The sequence below is a fragment of the Enterobacter sp. WCHEn090032 genome (assembly GCF_003986875.1).
GTDB lineage: Bacteria > Pseudomonadota > Gammaproteobacteria > Enterobacterales > Enterobacteriaceae > Enterobacter > Enterobacter sichuanensis.
Map to the genome: position 1 here is coordinate 1 of NZ_RXRN01000019.1, position 21,094 is coordinate 21,094.

Genomic DNA, 21,094 nt, shown 5'->3' on the forward strand with positions numbered 1-21,094 from the left:
GGGGAGAGGGAGCAAACACTAAAAACGGCAATCTTTGATTGCCGTTTTGCGTTTACCTAGCCTTTCATCCACGTCCGGATCCCGTCCAGGAACATCTGCGTTGCCATCATCACCAGAATCAACCCCATCAGACGCTCCAGCGCATTCACCCCTTTCTCGCCCAGCAGGCGCAGGAACAGCGACGACTGCAGCAGGATAATAAATGTCCCGCCCCAGGCGATCAGTAAGGCAATCACCAGATGGCTCATCTGATTGGGATACTGATGCGACAGCAGCATCAGCGTGGCCAGAATGGTCGGTCCGGCAACGAGGGGGATCGCCAGCGGCACAATAAACGGCTCTTCACCGGCGGGCAGGCCGCTGCTGCTGCCTTCCGCGCTCGGGAAAATCATCTTAATGGCAATCAGGAACAGAATAATCCCGCCGGAAATCGAAACGGTTTCGGCGCGTAGGTTCAGGAACGCGAGGATCTTTTCACCGGCAAACAGGAAGATAAACATCACCAGCAGGGCGATGAGCAGCTCGCGGATCATGATCGCGCGGCGGCGCTTTGGCTCGGTATGCTTTAGCACCGACATGAAGATCGGCAGGTTTCCCAGCGGATCCATTATCAGGATCAATAAAACCGCGGCGGAAATGATTTCACTCATGTAAATTATCCCTGAAACTCTCTATGGTTATTATGATGATTAGCTCTTTTTCTGATAGCCGGGCAATCATCGATTAATTTCGCTTGCGACTTTGGCAGCATTTTGTAATGTGAAGCATATCCCAGTTCAATACTGGCTTGCACAATCAGCACACACCCCTTGCAGGAAAAAAATGCTATGAAAAACGTTGGTTTTATCGGCTGGCGCGGTATGGTCGGCTCTGTACTCATGCAACGCATGGTTGAAGAGCGCGATTTCGACGCCATCCGCCCGGTCTTCTTCTCCACTTCCCAGCTTGGCCAGGCTGCGCCGTCCTTTGGTGGTTCCACCGGTACGTTGCAGGATGCTTACGATCTGGAAGCGCTGAAGGCACTCGATATTATTGTGACGTGCCAGGGCGGCGATTATACCAACGAAATTTATCCGAAGCTGCGTGAAAGCGGCTGGCAGGGCTACTGGATTGACGCGGCCTCGTCGCTTCGCATGAAAGATGATGCCATTATCATTCTCGACCCGGTTAACCAGGGCGTGATCACCGAGGGCCTGAACAAGGGCGTGAAAACCTTTGTCGGCGGTAACTGTACCGTCAGCCTGATGCTGATGTCCCTCGGCGGCCTGTTCGCGCAGGACCTGGTGGAGTGGGTCTCCGTGGCGACCTACCAGGCGGCGTCCGGCGGCGGCGCGCGTCATATGCGTGAGCTGCTGACCCAGATGGGCCAGCTGCATAACAGCGTCGCGACCGAGCTGGCCAACCCGGCGTCTGCGATCCTTGATATCGAGCGTAAAGTCACCCAGCTGACCCGCAGCGGCGAGCTGCCGGTGGATAACTTTGGCGTACCGCTGGCCGGTGGCCTGATCCCGTGGATCGACAAACAGCTGGATAACGGCCAGACCCGCGAAGAGTGGAAGGGCCAGGCCGAGACCAACAAAATCCTCAATACCGCGAACACCATTCCGGTTGACGGTCTGTGCGTGCGTATCGGTGCGCTGCGCTGCCACAGCCAGGCCTTCACCATTAAACTGAAAAAAGATGTGTCTATTCCGACCGTGGAAGAGCTGCTGGCCGCGCACAACCCGTGGGCGAAAGTGGTGCCAAACGATCGCGATATCACTATGCGTGAACTGACCCCAGCAGCCGTAACCGGCACGCTAACCACGCCGGTTGGCCGTCTGCGTAAGCTGAACATGGGGCCGGAATACCTCTCCGCGTTCACCGTGGGTGACCAGCTGCTGTGGGGTGCCGCCGAGCCGCTGCGCCGTATGCTGCGCCAGCTGGCGTAATAATTTGTTAACTACCGGGGGTGATTTTCACCCCCTTTTTTTGCGTACTACAGGGAGTAAAACGCAGATGTCTTATTTTTTATCAGGAGTCATGTAGAGCGTTGGCTATGCTTTAAGGAAGAGTCATTTCTTACCTGAGGTTAGGACGGGCTGACAGGATGCTCGTTCAGGTCACATTAAAGTCGTCCCAGGCGCTAAAAAGGACGACATAAAAAAACAGGATGAATACCATGTCCGATCGTATTTCGAGAGACGTGATTAATGCGCTTATTGCGGGTCATTTTGCCGACCCCTTTTCTGTGCTAGGGATGCACCGTACTGAGGCCGGGCTCGAAGTCCGTGCGTTGTTACCGGATGCGACGGAAGTCTGGGTGATTGAACCCAAAACCGGCCGCAAGGTGGGTAATCTGGAATGCCTCGATTCGCGTGGCTTCTTCTCAGGCGTCATGCCTCGTCGTAAAAACCCCTTTCGTTACCAGCTCGCCGTCATCTGGCACGGCCAGCAAAACCTGATTGACGACCCCTATAGCTTTGGCCCGCTCTTAAAAGAGATGGACGCCTGGCTGCTGTCCGAAGGGACCCATCTGCGTCCTTATGAAACGCTGGGTGCCCATGCAGATACGATGGATGGGATCACCGGCACGCGGTTTGCCGTGTGGGCGCCCAATGCCCAGCGGGTCTCCGTGGTGGGGCAGTTCAACTACTGGGACGGGCGTCGTCACCCGATGCGCCTGCGCCGGGAAACCGGCATCTGGGAGCTGTTTATCCCCGGGGCGCACAACGGGCAGCTCTATAAGTTCGAGATGATCGATGCCAACGGTAAGCTGCGCATTAAATCCGACCCTTACGCCTTTGAAGCGCAGATGCGCCCGGACACCGCCTCGCTGATCTGCGGCCTGCCGGAGAAAGTTGTGCAGACCGAGGAGCGCAAACAGGCCAACCGCTTCGATGCGCCGATCTCCGTCTATGAGGTGCATCTCGGCTCCTGGCGTCGCCACACGGATAACAACTTCTGGCTGAGTTACCGCGAGCTGGCGGACCAGCTGGTGCCGTACGCCAAATGGATGGGCTTTACCCACCTTGAGCTGCTGCCGGTTAACGAACACCCGTTCGACGGCAGCTGGGGCTATCAGCCTACCGGGCTGTATGCGCCAACGCGCCGCTTCGGCACGCGTGATGATTTCCGCTATTTCATCGATGCCGCGCACGCCGCCGGGCTGAACGTCATCCTCGACTGGGTGCCGGGCCATTTCCCGGCGGACGATTTCGCGCTGGCCGAGTTTGACGGCACAAAGCTGTACGAGCACAGCGATCCGCGCGAAGGCTATCACCAGGACTGGAATACGCTGATCTACAACTACGGTCGCCGTGAAGTCGCGAACTACCTTGTCGGGAACGCGCTGTACTGGATCGAGCGCTTCGGCATTGACGCCCTGCGCGTGGATGCGGTGGCGTCGATGATCTACCGCGACTACAGCCGCAAAGAGGGCGAGTGGATCCCGAACGAATTTGGCGGCCGCGAAAACCTGGAAGCGATTGAGTTCCTGCGTAACACCAACCGCATTATTGGCGAGCAGGTTGAGGGCGCGGTGACAATGGCGGAAGAGTCGACCGACTTTGCCGGCGTCTCCCGTCCACCGTCAATGGGCGGTCTGGGCTTCTGGTACAAGTGGAACCTCGGCTGGATGCACGACACGCTCGACTACATGAAACTCGATCCGGTTTATCGTCAGTATCATCACGATAAATTGACGTTCGGGATGCTCTACAACTACACCGAAAACTTCATGCTGCCGCTGTCGCACGATGAGGTGGTGCACGGTAAGAAATCCATTCTCGACCGCATGCCGGGCGACGCGTGGCAGAAGTTTGCCAACCTGCGCGCCTACTACGGCTGGATGTTTGCCTTCCCGGGTAAAAAACTGCTGTTTATGGGCAATGAGTTTGCCCAGGGACGCGAGTGGAACCACGATTCCAGCCTCGACTGGCATCTGCTGGAAGGAGGCGATAACTGGCATCATGGCGTGCAGCGTCTGGTCCGTGACCTGAACCTGACCTACCGCCATCACAAAGCGCTGCACGAGCTGGACTTTGATCCTTACGGCTTTGAGTGGCTGGTGGTGGATGACCATGCGCGCTCGGTGTTTGTCTTTGTGCGTCGTGACAAGGCGGGTAACGAGATTATCGTCGCCAGCAACTTCACGCCCGTTCCGCGCCACCATTACCGCTTCGGCATTAATCAGGCGGGTAAATGGCGAGAAATCCTCAACACCGACTCGATGCATTACCACGGCAGCAACGCCGGTAACGGCGGGCTGGTACAGAGCGATGCCATCGAAAGCCACGGGCGGCCAAACTCCCTGAGCCTGACGCTGCCGCCGCTTAGCACTGTCTGGCTGGTGCGGGAGGGCGAATGACGCAGCTTACGGCAGGTAAACCCGAACCGCTCGGGGCGAGTTTTGACGGGAAGGGGGTCAATTTCACCCTCTTTTCCGCCCATGCTGAGCGGGTAGAACTGTGCGTGTTTGACGGTGAAGGTAACGAACACCGTTATGATTTACCTGCCCGCACCGGGGATACCTGGCACGGTTACCTGTCCGGAGGTCGGCCAGGGTTGCACTATGGCTTTCGCGTGCACGGTCCGTGGGAACCCGCGCAGGGACACTGGTTTAACCCTGCGAAGCTGTTGATTGACCCGTGCGCGCGCCGCGTGGACGGTGAATTTAAAGACGACCCGCTGTTCCACGTGGGCTACGGCGAGCCCGACCACCGCGACAGCGCGCCCGTCGCGCCAAAAAGCGTGGTGGTGAACGATCTCTATGACTGGGAAGACGATGCCCCGCCGCACACGCCGTGGGGCAATACCGTCATTTATGAAGCCCACGTCAAAGGGCTGACCTACCTGCACCCGTCGATCCCCAAAGAGATGCGCGGCACCTATAAGGCGCTTGGGCATCCGACGATGGTCGCCTACCTGAAACATCTTGGCATTACCGCCCTGGAACTGCTGCCCGTCGCCCATTTCGCCAGCGAGCCTCGCCTGCAGCGGCTGGGGCTGAGCAACTACTGGGGCTACAACCCGCTGGCGATGTTCGCGCTTGAGCCGCGTTATGCCGTCCATCCTGACAAGGCGCGGGACGAGTTTCGCGACGCGGTGAAGGCGCTCCATGCGGCGGGTATTGAGGTCATTCTGGACGTGGTGCTGAACCACAGTGCGGAAAGCGATCTCGACGGCCCGACGCTCTCCATGCGCGGAATTGATAACCGTAGCTATTATTGGATCAGGCAGGATGGCGATTATGAGAACTGGACCGGCTGCGGTAACACCCTCAATCTCAGCCATCCGGCGGTCACGCATTTTGCGTATGAATGCCTGAAATACTGGGTAGACACGTTCCACGTCGACGGTTTTCGTTTCGACCTCGCGCCCGTCATGGGGCGCACGCCGGCGTTCAGCCAGCAGGCGCCGCTGTTTGAGGCGATAAAAAACTGTCCGGTGCTCTCACAGGTCAAGCTCATCGCGGAGCCGTGGGACATCGGTGAAGGCGGCTATCAGGTCGGGAATTTCCCGCCGCTGTTTGCCGAGTGGAACGATCATTATCGCGATGCCGTGCGCCGCTTCTGGCTGGAGCGGAATCTGTCGCTGGGGGAATTTGCCGGACGCTTTGCCGCATCCAGCGATCTCTTTAAGCGTGACGGTAAACGCCCGTCAGCCACCATCAATCTGTTAACGGCGCATGACGGTTTTACCCTCAGGGACTGCGTTTGTTTCAATCAGAAACACAATGAGGCAAACGGCGAAGAGAATCGCGATGGCACTAACAATAACCATAGCTTTAATCATGGTATAGAAGGATTAGGCGGAAGTCTGGATGTTATCGAGCGGCGACGCGCCAGCGTACATGCGCTGCTGACAACGCTTTTATTGTCGCAGGGCACGCCGATGTTGCTGGCCGGCGACGAGCATGGCCACAGCCAGCACGGTAACAACAATGCGTATTGCCAGGACAACACCTTAACCTGGCTCGACTGGGGAGAAGCGAACAGCGGTTTGATCCATTTCACCGCGGCGCTGATCCATCTTCGCCAGCACATTCCCGCACTGACCGCCGACCGCTGGTGGGAAGAGGGTGACGGAAACGTTCGCTGGCTGAATAAAGACGCGCAACCGTTAAGCGCGCAAGAGTGGCAACACGGTGTACCCCGCCTGCAGATCCTGTTGTCGGATCGCTGGCTGGTCACGCTGAACGCGACGGATGACGTCGCAGAGATTGTTTTACCTGACGGGGAATGGCGCGCCGTTCCCCCCTTTGCCGGAGCGGATAATCCGGTAGTAATGGCTGTCTGGCACGGGCCTGCGCACGGAGTGTGCGTATTCCAAAGATGATAAAAAAGGAGTTAGTCATGGTTAGATTAGAGAAGAACGATCCCTTAATGTTGGCACGCCAGCTACCATTAAAAACGGTTGCCCTGATCCTTGCGGGTGGGCGTGGTACCCGTCTGAAAGATTTGACCATCAAGCGCGCCAAACCGGCTGTTCACTTTGGTGGTAAGTTCCGCATTATCGACTTTGCGCTCTCCAACTGCCTGAACTCAGGCATTCGCCGCATTGGCGTCATTACGCAGTATCAGTCGCACACGCTGGTTCAGCATATCCAGCGCGGCTGGTCATTCTTCAGCGAAGAGATGAACGAGTTTGTCGATCTGCTTCCTGCTCAACAGCGCGTTCACGGGGAGAACTGGTACCGCGGCACGGCGGATGCAGTGACGCAGAACCTCGACATCATTCGCCGCTATAACGCGGAATACATCGTGATCCTCGCCGGGGACCATATTTACAAGCAAGATTACTCCCACATGCTCATCGACCACGTCGAAAAAGGGGCGCGCTGCACCGTGGCGTGTCTGCCGGTGCCCGTTGCTGAAGCGACGGCGTTTGGCGTGATGCACGTGGATGCAGACGACAAAATCATCGACTTCGTTGAAAAACCGGCGAACCCGCCAACCATGCCGGGAGATGACACCAAATCCCTCGCCAGCATGGGGATCTATGTCTTTGATGCCGATTATCTTTATGAGCTGCTGGAAGAAGACGACAAAGACGAAAATTCTAGCCACGACTTCGGTAAAGACATCATTCCGAAAATCACCAAAGCTGGCATGGCGTATGCACATCCATTCCCGTTGTCCTGCGTGCAGTCAGACCCGAATGCGGAACCTTACTGGCGCGATGTGGGAACGCTGGAAGCGTACTGGAAAGCGAACCTCGACTTAGCCTCCGTCACGCCTGAGCTGGATATGTACGATCAAAACTGGCCGATTCGTACGCATATGGAATCGCTGCCGCCGGCCAAATTCGTTCAGGACCGCTCCGGTAGCCACGGTATGACGCTGAACTCGCTGGTGTCCGGCGGGTGCATCATTTCAGGCTCGGTGGTGGTGCAGTCGGTACTGTTCCCCCGCGTGCGGATAAATTCATTCTGTAATATCGATTCGGCAGTCTTGCTGCCGGATGTCTGGGTAGGGCGTTCGTGTCGTCTGCGTCGTTGCGTGATCGACCGTGCCTGCGTCATCCCTGAAGGGATGGTCATTGGGGAGAATGCGGAAGAAGACGCGCGTCGTTTCTACCGTTCGGAAGAGGGGATCGTGTTAGTCACACGGGAAATGTTGCGGAAGCTGCAAATCAAACAGGAGCGATGATGCAGGTTTTACACGTATGTTCTGAGATGTTCCCGTTATTAAAAACGGGCGGTCTGGCAGATGTACTTGGTGCATTACCGGCGGCGCAAATCGCCGGAGGCGTGGATACCCGAGTCCTGCTGCCCGCCTTCCCGGATATCCGGCGCGGTATACCTGATGCGAAAGTGGTGACCCGCCGTGACACGTTTGCCGGACGCATTACCCTGCTGTTTGGGCATTACAACGGTGTAGGGATCTACCTGATCGACGCGCCACACTTATACGACCGACCGGGCAGCCCGTATCACGATACGAACCTGTTCGCCTATACCGACAACGTGTTGCGCTTTGCGCTGCTTGGCTGGGTCGGTGCAGAAATGGCGACGGGGCTGGATCCGTTCTGGCGCCCGGATGTCGTGCATGCGCACGACTGGCACGCCGGGCTGGCCCCGGCATACCTGGCCGCGCGCGGTCACCCGGCGAAATCGGTCTTCACCGTGCATAACCTGGCCTATCAGGGGATGTACTATGCCCATCACATGAGTGAAATCGATCTGCCATTATCGTTCTATAACATGCATGGGCTGGAATTTAACGGGCAGATTTCGTTCCTGAAAGCCGGGCTCTATTACGCCGATCATATTACCGCCGTGAGCCCAACCTACGCCCGCGAAATTACCCAGCCTGAGTTTGGCTACGGTCTGGAGGGGCTGTTGCGCCAGCGTCATCGTGAAGGGCGCCTGTCGGGCATTCTGAACGGCGTCGACGAACAGATCTGGAGCCCGGAAACCGATCTCCTGCTGGCGTCGCGCTATGGCCGTGATTCGGTGGAAGACAAAGCGGAAAACAAACGCCAGCTGCAGATTGCGATGGGCCTGAAGGTTAACGACAAAGTGCCGCTGTTCGCGGTAGTGAGCCGCCTGACCAGCCAGAAAGGGCTGGATCTGGTGCTGGAGGCGCTGCCCGGTTTACTGGAGCAGGGGGGACAGCTGGCCCTGCTCGGGGCGGGCGACCCGGTGCTGCAGGAAGGTTTCCTGGCCGCCGCCGCGGAACATCCGGGGCAGGTGGGCGTGCAGATTGGTTATCACGAGGCGTTTTCGCACCGCATTATGGGCGGCGCGGACGTCATTCTGGTGCCGAGCCGTTTCGAACCCTGCGGCCTGACGCAGCTCTACGGTCTGAAATACGGCACCCTGCCGCTGGTACGCCGCACGGGCGGGCTGGCGGATACGGTATCCGATAGCTCTCTGGAAAACCTGGCGGACGGTATCGCCAGCGGGTTTGTCTTTGAGGACAGTAATGCCTGGTCGCTGCTACGGGCGATTCGGCGTGCTTTCGTCTTGTGGTCCCGTCCATCGCTGTGGCGTTACGTCCAACGTCAGGCGATGTCCATGGACTTTAGCTGGCATGTCGCGGCGCAGTCGTACCGCGATCTTTATCAACGCTTGATGTAACGAGGCGAAGTTACTGATATGAACGCTCCCTTTAGCTACTCTTCACCCACGCTCAGCGTTGAGGCGTTAAAGCACTCCATCGCCTACAAGCTGATGTTCACCATCGGGAAAGATCCGGTTATCGCCAACAAGCACGAGTGGCTGAACGCCACCCTGTTTGCGGTGCGCGACCGCTTAGTGGAACGCTGGCTGCGCTCAAACCGCGCCCAGCTCTCGCAGGAAACGCGACAGGTTTACTACCTGTCGATGGAATTTTTGATTGGCCGCACGCTGTCCAATGCGCTGTTGTCGCTCGGTATTTATGACGACGTCAAAACCGCGCTGGAAGAGATGGGGTTAGATCTGGAAGAACTGATCGACGAAGAGAACGACCCGGGCCTCGGTAACGGCGGTCTGGGGCGTCTTGCCGCCTGCTTCCTCGACTCGCTGGCGACGCTGGCGCTGCCGGGCCGCGGCTACGGTATTCGCTACGACTACGGCATGTTCAAACAGAATATCGTCGACGGGCGCCAGAAAGAGTCACCGGACTACTGGCTGGAGTACGGTAACCCGTGGGAGTTTAAACGCCACAATACGCGTTACAAGGTGCGTTTTGGCGGACGTATTCAGCAGGAAGGGAAAAAATCCCGCTGGGTGGAAACCGAAGAGATCCTGGCCGTGGCCTACGACCAGATTATCCCCGGCTACGACACCGATGCCACCAACACGCTGCGCCTGTGGAGCGCGCAGGCCAGTAGCGAAATCAATCTCGGTAAATTTAACCAGGGTGACTACTTCGCGGCGGTGGAGGATAAAAACCACTCCGAGAATGTGTCCCGCGTGCTGTACCCGGACGACTCGACCTATTCCGGTCGCGAGCTGCGCCTGCGTCAGGAATATTTCCTCGTCTCCGCGACGATTCAGGATATCCTCAGCCGCCACCATCAGCTGCACAGAACCTACGCCAATCTGGCGGAGAAAACCGCGATTCACCTCAACGACACCCACCCGGTGCTCTCCATTCCGGAACTGATGCGCCTGCTCATTGACGAGCATAAGTTCAGCTGGGACGACGCCTTTGAGGTGACCTGCCAGGTGTTCTCGTACACCAACCACACGCTGATGAGCGAAGCGCTGGAGACCTGGCCGGTGGATATGCTGGGCAAGATCCTGCCGCGCCATCTGCAGATTATCTTTGAGATTAACGACTACTTCCTCAAGACGCTGCAGGAGCAGTACCCGAACGATACTGGCCTGCTGAGCCGGGCATCCATCATTGATGAATCCAACGGCCGCCGCGTGCGCATGGCCTGGCTGGCGGTGGTGATCAGCCACAAGGTGAATGGGGTATCTGAGCTGCACTCAAACCTGATGGTGCAGTCGCTGTTTGCGGACTTCGCGAAGATTTTCCCGACGCGCTTCTGCAACGTTACCAACGGCGTTACGCCGCGCCGCTGGCTGGCGCTGGCTAACCAGCCGCTTTCTGAGGTGCTGGACGAGAATATCGGCCGCACCTGGCGTACCGATTTGAGCCAGCTGAGCGAGCTTGAACAGCATATTGATTTCCCGACGGTGAATAAGGCCGTGCGCGAAGCCAAGCTGCTGAACAAAAAACGGCTGGCGGTCTGGCTGGCGCTCCACCTCAACGTGGTGGCCAACCCGAAAGCGCTGTTCGACGTGCAGATCAAACGCATCCACGAATACAAGCGTCAGCTGATGAACGTGCTGCACGTGATCACCCATTACAACCGCATCAAGGCCGATCCAACGGCGGAATGGGTACCGCGCGTGAAGATCTTTGCCGGTAAGGCGGCCTCCGCCTATTACATGGCGAAGCACATCATTCATCTGATCAACGATGTGGCGAAGGTGGTAAACCAGGATCCGGATATTGGTGACAAGCTGAAGGTGGTGTTTATCCCGAACTACAGCGTCAGCCTGGCGCAGCTGATCATCCCGGCGGCGGATCTCTCTGAGCAGATCTCCACCGCGGGAACGGAAGCCTCCGGCACCAGTAACATGAAGTTTGCCCTCAACGGCGCGCTGACTATCGGTACCCTGGACGGGGCGAACGTCGAGATGCTGGAGCATGTGGGGGAAGACAATATCTTTATCTTCGGTAATACGACGGAAGAGGTGGAGGCGCTGCGCCGGAAAGGCTACTCGCCGCGTGAATATTACGAAGAGGATGAAGAGCTGCGTCAGGTGCTGACGCAGATTGCGACCGGCGTGTTTAGCCCTGAGGAGCCGGGCCGTTACCGCGACCTGGTGGATTCGCTGATTAACTTTGGTGACCACTACCAGGTACTGGCGGATTATCGCAGCTATGTGGATTGTCAGGACAGGGTGGACGAGCTGTATCGTCAGCAGGAGAAGTGGACCAGTGCCGCGATGCATAACATCGCCAATATGGGGTATTTCTCGTCTGACAGGACCATCAAGGAGTATGCCGAGACGATCTGGCATATTGATCCGGTGCGGTTGTAAAAACAACCCCTCACCCTGACCCTCTCCCCAGAGGGGAGAGGGAACTTGAACACCCTCTCCCCTCTGGGGAGAGGGAACTTGAACACCCTCTCCCCTCTGGGGAGAGGGCTGGGGTGAGGGGTCAGGCCGCACACATCAAGACGCTAACGACAATTCACGCTTCCCCGCATGCTGCAGCAACCACTGCGCCACGCGGGACTGCTGTTCGGCGTTAAGCCACATCCCTTCTTTGGTACGACGCCAGATGGCATCGTCCAGACGGCGAACCCATTCGTGTTCGACCAGATAACGCAGCTCGGCTTCGTACAGCTCGTGACCGAAATGTTCGCCCAGATCGGCAAGCGCTTTCGCGTCACCCAGGAGCAGTTCGGTGTTGCTGCCGTAGGTGCGGGCATAGTGGCGTGCCATCCCCTCGGTGATGAACGGGAAGCGACGACGCAGCTTCACGGCGTAATCATCGCGGTTGCCGCCAATATCACCGCCGGGCAGTACCGCGTCTTTGGTCCATGCCGGGCCAATGCCTTTGTAGTACGGCGCCAGTTTTTCCAGCGCGTGCTCGGCCAGCTTACGGTAGGTAGTGAGCTTACCGCCAAACACCGACAGCAGCGGCGCCTGACCGTCTACGTCGTGAATATCAAGCGTATAGTCGCGGGTGATGGCCTGCGGGGAATCCGATTCATCATCGCACAGCGGACGCACGCCGGAGTAAGTCCAGACCACATCATCGCGCGACAGCTGTTTCTTAAAGTGCGCGTTATACACTTTCAGCAGGTAGTTAACTTCACTCTCGTCGATCTCGACGTTTTTCGGATCGCCTTTGTACTCCACGTCGGTGGTGCCGATGATCGAGAATTCGTCCATCCACGGGATGACGAACACGATGCGCTTGTCTTCGTTCTGCAGAATGTAGGCCTGTTTCTGGGTATGCACGCGCGGCACCACAATATGGCTGCCTTTGATCAGGCGAATGCCGTACGGGGAGGGCAGATGCATGCCGTCGTCAAAGAACTGTTTCACCCACGGACCGGTGGCGTTCACCAGGCCGCGCGCTTTCCAGCTGAATTTCTCGCCGGTATCGATATCTTCCGCTTCGACAATCCACAGGCCGTTTTCACGGCGGGCGGCGGTGGCACGGGTGCGGGTTTTCACCTCGCCGCCTTTCTTCTCGACCATCTGTGCATTGGCCAGCACCAGGCGCGCATCGTCTACCCAGCAGTCGGAATATTCGAAACCGCGCACGATTTCAGGTTTAAGGACCGATTCTGAGCCAAAACGCAAACCGGTCGAACCCGGCAGGCTGGTGCGTTTACCCAGATGATCGTACATAAACAGACCGATTCGGATCATCCACGCCGGACGCAGATGCGGGCGATGGGGCAGGCGGAAGCGCATCGGAATCGCCAGATGCGGCGCCATTTTTAACAGCACTTCACGTTCAGCCAGTGCTTCACTGACCAGGCGGAATTCGTAGTGTTCCAGGTAGCGCAGGCCACCGTGAATCAGTTTGGAGCTGGCGGACGAGGTCGCACAGGCGAGATCGTTAGCTTCCAGCATCAGTACGGATAAGCCGCGTCCTGCGGCATCGACCGCAATACCGGCACCGTTGATGCCACCGCCTATCACAATCAGATCTTTGGTTTCCATAACACCCTCACGCACTTTCGTTAAAGCTCATAAATGTTCGATATCGCTCATAATAGCAAAGGAACGCGCTTTTGGTAACATCAAAAAAACAATTTAGAGTGATATGGATAACATAATGGCGTTTACCCGCCGCCAGGACGTACACTACGCGGTAAAATCATGTCGCCGACCACTGTAAAGAGAACACCATGGATCAGTTTGAATGTATTAACGTAGAAGAAGCCCACCAGAAGATGCACCAGGGAAAAGCGGTGCTGGTGGACATCCGCGATCCGCAGAGTTTTGCGATGGGCCACACGCCAGGCGCGTTCCATCTCACCAACGACACGCTGGGCGCCTTTATGCGCGATAACGACTTCGACACGCCGGTGATGGTGATGTGCTACCACGGCAACAGCAGTAAAGGCGCGGCGCAGTATCTGCTTCAGCAGGGTTACGAGGCGGTATACAGCGTCGACGGTGGCTTCGATGCCTGGCATCGCCATTTCCCGGCGGAAGTGGAATACGCTTTTGAGCGCTGATCCCGCTATACTGTCCCCTTTTGTGTGGAAATAAGCGACCGCTGCCCATGTTGATGATCACCTCTTTTACCAACCCGCGCGTCGCCCAGGCGTTTGTCGACTATATGGCGACGCAGGGCGTTATTCTGACCATCCAGCAACATACACAGACCGACGTCTGGCTGGCCGATGAGAGCCAGGCCGGGCGGGTAAACGAGGAGCTGGCGCGTTTTCTGGAAAACCCTGGCGACCCGCGCTATCTGGCGGCAAGCTGGCAGTCTGGTCAGACCGGTAGCGGATTGCACTACAGCCGCTTTCCCTTTCTTGCCACCATTCGCGAGCGCGCAGGCCCGTTTACGCTGCTGCTGATGGCGGCCTGCATTATCGTCTTCATTATCATGAATGTGGTGGGCGACCAGAGCGTCATGATCGCCCTGGCGTGGCCGTATGACCCGTCTCTGGATTTTGACGTCTGGCGCTACTTTACCCACGCGCTGATGCACTTCTCGGTGATGCATATCCTCTTTAACCTGCTCTGGTGGTGGTATCTCGGCGGTGCCGTGGAGAAGCGTCTGGGCAGCGGGAAGCTGATCGTTATCACCATTATTAGCGCCCTGCTGAGCGGCTACGTGCAGCACAAATTCAGCGGCCCGTGGTTTGGCGGGCTCTCCGGCGTGGTGTATGCCCTGATGGGCTATGTCTGGCTCAGGGGCGAGCGTGACCCTGAAAGTGGCATCTATCTGCAGCGCGGATTAATAACCTTTGCGTTAATATGGCTTATTGCCGGATGGTTTGATCTGTTTGGTATGTCTATCGCCAATGGTGCGCACGTCACCGGGCTGGCCGTTGGGCTGGCGATGGCCTTTGCCGACACGCTCCATGCGCGAAAACGAACATAATTCTCAGGGATAATTGATGAAACAAACACAACGCCATGACGCCATTATCGAACTGGTAAAAAAACAGGGATACGTCAGCACCGAAGAGCTGGTTGAGCAGTTTGCCGTCAGCCCACAAACCATCCGTCGTGACCTGAACGACCTGGCCGATCAAAACCGCATTCTGCGCCACCACGGCGGCGCGGCGCTGCCGTCCAGCTCGGTCAACACCTCCTGGCACGACCGCAAAGCCACGCAAACGGCAGAAAAAGAGCGCATTGCCCGTAAAGTGGCCAGCCAGATCCCCAACGGGGCGACGCTGTTTATTGATATCGGCACCACGCCGGAAGCGGTGGCCCATGCCCTGCTGGATCACGAGAACCTGCGCATCGTTACCAACAACCTGAACGTGGCCAATACCCTGATGCAGAAAGACGATTTCCGCATTATTCTCGCCGGCGGTGAACTGCGCAGCCGCGATGGCGGAATTATCGGCGAGGCGACGCTCGATTTTATCTCTCAGTTCCGTCTCGACTTCGGCATTCTCGGGATTAGCGGCATCGACAGCGACGGCTCGCTGCTGGAATTTGATTACCACGAAGTACGCACCAAGCGGGCGATCATTGAAAACTCACGCCACGTGATGCTGGTTGTGGATCACTCGAAGTTTGGCCGTAACGCGATGGTCAACATGGGCAGCATCAGCATGGTGGATGCGGTCTATACCGACGTGATGCCGCCGGCGGGCGTTATGCAGGTGATTAAAGATAATAATTTGCAGTTAGAGTTGTGTTGAGAAGCCTTTCTCCCTCTCCCTGTGGGAGAGGGCCGGGGTGAGGGCATCAGACCGCAAAGGACTTACACTCCGTATCCCATCATCTTCAACAATTGCTGCGCATGCTGCACCGCATCCTGACGATGCGCCACACCCAGCTTCTGATACAGATTGCGGATATGCGTTTTGATGGTGGTCGCCGCCACCGCCAGCTCACCGGCAATCTGCTCATTGCTGTAACCGGAATAGATCAGCCCCAGAACCTGCCATTCGCGCTGAGTCAGCGGGCTGGTACGGATCAGTTCCGGCACTTCCGGGTGGTTCAGCAGACGTTCAACGAAGTTCTCGTCGAAATGGGCAAACTTGTGGCGATGATGCTGGTTAATCTCGCGCAGAATGCGTTGGGCGCGATGCTGATCCAGCTCCGGCAGCGTATTGAGCTGAATCAGCTGACGCAGCTGCTGCGCCATCACTTCACCTTCAATCACAAAGTGGCTGATAAACCCGGTGCGGTTAGCCAGCTGTAGCGCTTCCAGCAGCACGCGCTGCGCATCGTTTTTACGGCCCGCCTGCCAGTAGAGCTGGTTTTGCAGGAGCAGGTTGCGGTTGAGGTCGCTCATCAGACGCAGGCTGCGCGCGTTCTCGTTCAACTCCTCCAGCACAATCTCTGCGGGCTCTAATTCACCAAGCAGGATCTGCGCGCGGGCAATGTTGCGCCACTGGCTCTGCAGGAAGTGGTTATTGGCAAATTCCGGTTTTGGCGTCTGGCGTAACCAGTTGGCGGCGGATTTTTTATCGCCGGTCATCTGCCAGTAAATCACCCGGACCTTATCGGCGTTTGAAACCCAGTCGCTATGATACTGACCGTTGCCGAGCAGGTTTTCCAGGCGGTTAAGATGGTTGCGGGCGTTATCGAGATCGCCGCGCGCCAGCGAGCACTGCACCAGCAGCGCCAGACACTGCAGCTGCTGCTGAGGCTGGAAGCTGGAGAGGACATCCACACCCTGGCGGGCGCAGCTTTCGGCTTCATCCAGACGCGACCATGCCCACAGGAGCTGAGCGCGAATACGCAGCAGGAACTCGTGCATCGGCAGTTGTTCAAGATGCTGTTCACGAATCAGCTGGAACGCTTTTTCCTGGTTTTCCCAGGCGGCCTGCAGGAACCCCTGCGCGAACAAAATTTCGCTTTGCTGGATCAGGCTCCACAGCGCGTAATGCCAGACATCATGGCGACGCGCCATCTGCTCGGTTTGTTGCATCAGCGACAGGGAGCGCGTCAGCTCGCCTTTGCAGTGCAGCACTTCACCGTGTACCGACGTGGCAACAATCCGGCTGTAGAAGTTAGCGAGCGGCAGTTCATCCAGGGCAACCATCGCCAGGCGCTCAGCCTCATCCGGGTCGCCGTCGTTAATTGCTACCTGGGCCCGCAGGGCGTTAAATTCACCGTGCAGGGGCGTATCCATGTTGCTTTCCATCTCCTGCTCCGCGCGGGCCAGCAGGGTGTTCACTTCGCTGTAGCGATGCTGGCTTTGCATCAGCCAGGCCTGAAGCAGCACCAGACGTGGGTTCTCCAGCAGGCTTTCCCAAGGCAGGGCTTTAAGCGACTCTTCCAGCAGCGTCAGTTCGCTGTGGTTAAACAGGCCCCACGCATGGTTGAGAAGGATATCGCGCAGCATGCTGGCATCACCCGCCGCCAGGGCGTGGTGAATGGCTTCGCTCGGGAAGCCCTGCGCCATCCAGCTTTCGGCGGCGGCGCGGTGAATTTCAGGCAGTTCAACCGCCAGCTCCCACTGGCAACGCTGGCGCAGGAAACTGCCAAACAGCGGGTGATAGCTAAACCACTCGCCGGGGTCGTCCATGCGGGTCAGGAACAGGCCCTGACGTTCAATCTCTTCAAGCTGTAGCTGACCGTTTTCACACCCCGTCACGCGCACAATTAACGCATCGTTCATGGAGCGTAGCAGCGAGCTTTTCAGCAGGAAATTGCGGGTCGCCGGATCAACGCTGTTCAGCACTTCGTCCACGAGGTAATCCGAAAGGTGGCTGGCGTTGATGCCCGCCAGGCGGCGCGCAGACTGATGCGCCGGGCTGTTGTTTTGTCGGGCAGAGAGGGCGATGAGCTGCAGCGCCGTCGCCCAGCCGGCGACGTCGTCGCACAGGCGGCTGCTTTCGGCGGCCTCAATCGGTGACGTCAGGCGGCAGTCAAAGAACTGTTTTGCTTCCTGGTGGGTAAAGGCCAGCTGCTGGCTGCCCACTTCGAGAAGCTGATCGCGCACGCGCAGGTTTGCAATCCCCAGCTGTGGCAGATTGCGTGACAGCACCACTAAGGTCAGGTTTTCCGGCTGATGGCGCAGGAAGAAACGCATCGATTCATGAATCACCGGGTTGGTAATGAGGTGGTAATCATCAATCACCACGTATAGCGGGCGATGCCATTCGGCCAGCTCGATAAAGAGCTGGGAGAAAAGGGAGGACAGGCTGGCGTACTGGCGCTTTTGCACCATCACCTCGCTGGCGACGCAGTGTCCATTGGTTGCCTGCTGAATAGCGGCAATCAGATAGCTGGCAAAACGCTCTTGCTGGTTATCGCCCTCATCAAGGGAGTACCAGCCAAGATCGCTCTTACCTGCTGCCCATTGCGAAATGAGCGTTGTTTTTCCATAACCTGCAGGGCTCGTAACCAGCGCCAGTCGGAAATTATGTGCGCCGGAAAGTTTAGCCAACAGACGCTCGCGGACCACGGTATGGTCAAGGCGAACCGGGCGACTTAATTTTGACGGAATCAACATAGGTTTCACTTCACTGTGGGGACGAGAGATTTTATTTTTTTTGCGCTTCGTAATTAATAGATATAAGGTCGGCCAATAAGTTAACTATTGCAAGTTATGTCTGAATTTGGTGGCTCTGAATTTGCACTCTGTCACAAAACATTCAGGCGGATGGCGGAACTTTCTGGAAAGGGCTTTGATGCCTTGTCAGTGCTGGCTTGTATGGCTGTGCTGCGGCTGCGCTGAAACTGGTTTCAGAAAGGGATAGTGACGGAAAATTTAATATACCCGGTGTAAAGTTAAGTGGGATTAATAATCTCCTTAGTAATGACCTGATTGCAGAAATATTATTCTACGTAAGTAATCATTTCAGCGCGTTTTAATTTCAGCCGAAACCGCATTTCATTTCTTTGACATTCTCCACGGTGACGATTTCCTCTTCCGGGCACACTCGAACTATGCTCTGAGAGTGGCCTCGATCACACTTTTCTGCTCATCCCCGCTACTCCTCCCTGTCTAATCCCCCGCGGGAGGAGGAAGAGGTGAAATGAGCCAGGCACACTAGCGCCAACTTGTGTTTTCTTTCTAAAGGATGCCGATCCCCTATGTCACAGCCTACCTTCAACAAAGCTCAATTCCAGGCTGCCCTGACGCGTCAGTGGCAGCGTTTTGGCCTTCATGCTGCTAACGAAATGACGCCTCACCAGTGGTGGCAGGCAGTGAGCGGTGCGCTCGCAGAGCAGCTGGATGCTCAACCTCTGGCAAAACCGGTAAAAGGTCAGCGCCATGTCAACTACATCTCAATGGAGTTCCTGATTGGCCGTCTGACGGGCAACAACCTGTTGAACCTCGGCTGGTATCAGGAGGTGGGGGACGTGCTGAAAGAGCACGACATTAACCTGACCGACCTGCTGGAAGAAGAGATTGACCCTGCGCTGGGTAATGGTGGTCTGGGGCGTCTGGCGGCCTGTTTCCTGGACTCCATGGCAACCGTCGGCCAGTCGGCGATTGGCTATGGCCTGAACTATCAGTACGGTCTGTTCCGTCAGTCATTTGCCGATGGTCATCAGATGGAAGCGCCGGACGACTGGCACCGTAACACCTACCCGTGGTTCCGCCATAACGCGCAGCTGGATGTGCAGGTCGGGATTGGCGGGAAAGTCACGAAGCAGGGGCGCTGGGAACCGGCGTTCACCATCACCGGTGAAGCCTGGGACCTGCCTGTACTCGGCTACCGTAACGGCGTGGCGCAGCCGCTGCGTCTGTGGCAGGCGAAGCATGCGCATCCGTTTAACCTGACCAAATTCAACGACGGCGATTTCCTGCGCGCCGAGCAGCAGGGCATCGACGCCGAGAAGCTGACCAAGGTGCTCTACCCGAACGACAACCACCTGGCGGGTAAAAAACTGCGTCTGATGCAGCAGTATTTCCAGTGCGCCTGCTCTGTGGCGGACATTCTGCGCCGCCATCATCTGGCGGGCCGGAAGCTGGCGCAGCTGCCGGACTTCGAAGTGATTCAGCTCAACGACACGCACCCGACCATTGCCATTCCTGAGCTGCTGCGCGTGCTGATCGACGAGCATCAGCTGAGCTGGGATGACGCCTGGGCCATCGCCAGCCGTACCTTCGCTTACACCAACCACACCCTTATGCCAGAAGCGCTGGAGTGCTGGGATGAGAAGCTGGTGAAAAACCTCCTGCCGCGTCACATGCAGATCATCAACAAGATTAACGACCAGTTTAAAACGCTGGTGGATAAAACCTGGCCGGGCAACAAAGCGGTCTGGGCGAAGCTGGCGGTGGTCCACGATAAGCAGGTTCGCATGGCGAACATGTGCGTGGTGAGCGGCTTCGCGGTGAATGGCGTGGCGGCGCTGCACTCGGATCTGGTGGTGAAAGACCTCTTCCCGGAATACCACCAGCTGTGGCCGACCAAATTCCATAACGTGACCAACGGCATTACGCCGCGTCGCTGGATCAAGCAGTGCAACCCGCTGCTGGCCGGTCTGCTGGACAAAACCCTGAAGAAAGAGTGGGCCAACGATCTGGACCAGCTCATCAATCTGGAAAAATATGCGGACGACGCAAAATTCCGCGAGCAGTACCGCGCCATCAAGCAGGAGAACAAAGTCCGTCTGGCGGCGTTTGTTAAAGCGCGTACCGGGATTGAGATCAACCCGCATGCCATTTTCGATATCCAGATCAAACGTCTGCACGAGTACAAACGCCAGCACCTGAACCTGCTGCACATTCTGGCGCTGTACAAAGAGATCCGCGAGAACCCGCAGGCCGACCGCGTACCGCGCGTGTTCCTGTTCGGTGCGAAAGCGGCGCCGGGCTACTATCTGGCGAAAAACATCATCCTCGCCATCAACAAAGTGGCGGCGGCGATCAACAACGATCCGAAAGTGGGCGACAAGCTGAAGGTGGTGTTCCTGCCGGACTACTGCGTCTCTGCGGCTGAAATGCTGATCCCGGCGGCGGATATCTCCGAGCAGATCTCGACTGCGGGTAAAGAAGCCTCCGGCACCGGCAACATGAAGCTGGCGCTGAATGGCGCGCTGACCGTCGGTACGCTCGACGGGGCCAACGTCGAAATCGCCGAGAAAGTGGGTGAAGAGAATATCTTTATTTTCGGCCACACCGTGGAAGAGGTGAAAGCCATTAAGGCCAAAGGCTACGATCCGGTGAAGTGGCGCAAGAAAGACAAAGTGCTGGATGCGGTACTGAAAGAGCTGGAAAGCGGTAAATACAGCGACGGCGACAAGCACGCGTTTGACCAGATGCTGCACAGCATGGATAAACACGGCGGTGACCCGTATCTGGTGATGGCCGATTTCACAGCCTATGTGGACGCGCAAAAACAGGTCGACGTGCTGTATCGCGACCAGGAAGCGTGGACCCGGGCGTGCATTCTGAACACTGCCCGCTGCGGTATGTTCAGCTCTGACCGCTCAATCCGTGATTATCAGGCCCGTATCTGGCAGGCAAAACGCTAA

General features: G+C 57.2%; 13 protein-coding genes. 10 read left to right on the forward strand and 3 right to left on the reverse strand.

The window, feature by feature from the left end; genetic code table 11:
* Window positions 1–56: 56 nt before the first annotated feature.
* A complete protein-coding gene (gene yhgN, locus EKN83_RS16005; RefSeq protein WP_025759646.1) occupies window positions 57–650 on the reverse strand; it encodes an NAAT family transporter YhgN in 594 nt (197 codons plus the stop codon).
* A 177-nt stretch (window positions 651–827) separates the two neighbouring features.
* Here yhgN and asd point away from each other — a divergent pair, with 177 nt between their 5' ends.
* From asd to glgP, 6 genes are all read left to right on the forward strand, one after another.
* A complete protein-coding gene (asd, locus tag EKN83_RS16010) occupies window positions 828–1,931 on the forward strand; it encodes an aspartate-semialdehyde dehydrogenase (RefSeq protein ID WP_025759648.1) in 1,104 nt (367 codons plus the stop codon).
* A gap of 230 nt (window positions 1,932–2,161) precedes the next feature.
* Window positions 2,162–4,348: a 1,4-alpha-glucan branching enzyme gene (gene glgB, locus EKN83_RS16015; protein ID WP_045286853.1), complete on the forward strand. Its 2,187-nt coding sequence runs from the start codon at window positions 2,162–2,164 to the stop codon at window positions 4,346–4,348.
* Window positions 4,345–6,318: a glycogen debranching protein GlgX gene (gene glgX / locus EKN83_RS16020; protein WP_126801277.1), complete on the forward strand. Its 1,974-nt coding sequence runs from the start codon at window positions 4,345–4,347 to the stop codon at window positions 6,316–6,318. Before glgB ends, glgX begins: the two co-directional genes overlap by 4 nt.
* A 17-nt stretch (window positions 6,319–6,335) precedes the next feature.
* Entirely contained in the window at window positions 6,336–7,631 is a 1,296-nt protein-coding gene (gene glgC / locus EKN83_RS16025) for a glucose-1-phosphate adenylyltransferase (protein ID WP_008503066.1), read from the forward strand.
* Window positions 7,631–9,064 (forward strand): glycogen synthase GlgA, encoded by a 1,434-nt coding sequence (gene glgA, locus EKN83_RS16030; protein ID WP_025759652.1) that lies wholly within the window; start codon window positions 7,631–7,633, stop codon window positions 9,062–9,064. The genes glgC and glgA overlap by 1 nt, the downstream gene beginning before the upstream one ends.
* An 18-nt stretch (window positions 9,065–9,082) precedes the next feature.
* Complete coding sequence (glgP, locus tag EKN83_RS16035) at window positions 9,083–11,530, forward strand: glycogen phosphorylase (protein WP_059386870.1); 2,448 nt, start codon at window positions 9,083–9,085, stop codon at window positions 11,528–11,530.
* A 135-nt stretch (window positions 11,531–11,665) separates the two neighbouring features.
* On the opposite strand, the gene glpD is transcribed toward glgP, so the two are convergent.
* The gene (glpD, locus tag EKN83_RS16040) at window positions 11,666–13,174 is read right to left on the reverse strand and encodes a glycerol-3-phosphate dehydrogenase (protein WP_126801278.1); all 1,509 of its coding nucleotides are present in this window, start codon (window positions 13,172–13,174) and stop codon (window positions 11,666–11,668) included.
* Between the two features lie 188 nt (window positions 13,175–13,362).
* On the opposite strand from glpD, the gene glpE reads away from it, so the two are divergent.
* Genes glpE through EKN83_RS16055 form a run of 3 tightly spaced genes read left to right on the forward strand, consistent with a single transcriptional unit; the run spans window position 13,363 to window position 15,348 of the window.
* Window positions 13,363–13,695 (forward strand): thiosulfate sulfurtransferase GlpE, encoded by a 333-nt coding sequence (gene glpE, locus EKN83_RS16045; RefSeq protein ID WP_003861590.1) that lies wholly within the window; start codon window positions 13,363–13,365, stop codon window positions 13,693–13,695.
* A 47-nt stretch (window positions 13,696–13,742) separates the two neighbouring features.
* Window positions 13,743–14,573 (forward strand): rhomboid family intramembrane serine protease GlpG, encoded by an 831-nt coding sequence (glpG, locus tag EKN83_RS16050; RefSeq protein ID WP_025758124.1) that lies wholly within the window; start codon window positions 13,743–13,745, stop codon window positions 14,571–14,573.
* Window positions 14,574–14,589: 16 nt separating this feature from the next.
* The gene (locus EKN83_RS16055; protein WP_025758123.1) at window positions 14,590–15,348 is read left to right on the forward strand and encodes a DeoR/GlpR family transcriptional regulator; all 759 of its coding nucleotides are present in this window, start codon (window positions 14,590–14,592) and stop codon (window positions 15,346–15,348) included.
* Between the two features lie 62 nt (window positions 15,349–15,410).
* On the opposite strand, the gene malT is transcribed toward EKN83_RS16055, so the two are convergent.
* Window positions 15,411–18,116 carry an HTH-type transcriptional regulator MalT gene (malT, locus tag EKN83_RS16060; RefSeq protein ID WP_045285989.1) on the reverse strand — a complete coding sequence of 902 codons (2,706 nt, stop codon included), beginning with the start codon at window positions 18,114–18,116 and terminating at the stop codon, window positions 15,411–15,413.
* A 584-nt stretch (window positions 18,117–18,700) separates the two neighbouring features.
* Here malT and malP point away from each other — a divergent pair.
* Window positions 18,701–21,094 (forward strand): maltodextrin phosphorylase, encoded by a 2,394-nt coding sequence (malP, locus tag EKN83_RS16065; RefSeq protein WP_126801279.1) that lies wholly within the window; start codon window positions 18,701–18,703, stop codon window positions 21,092–21,094.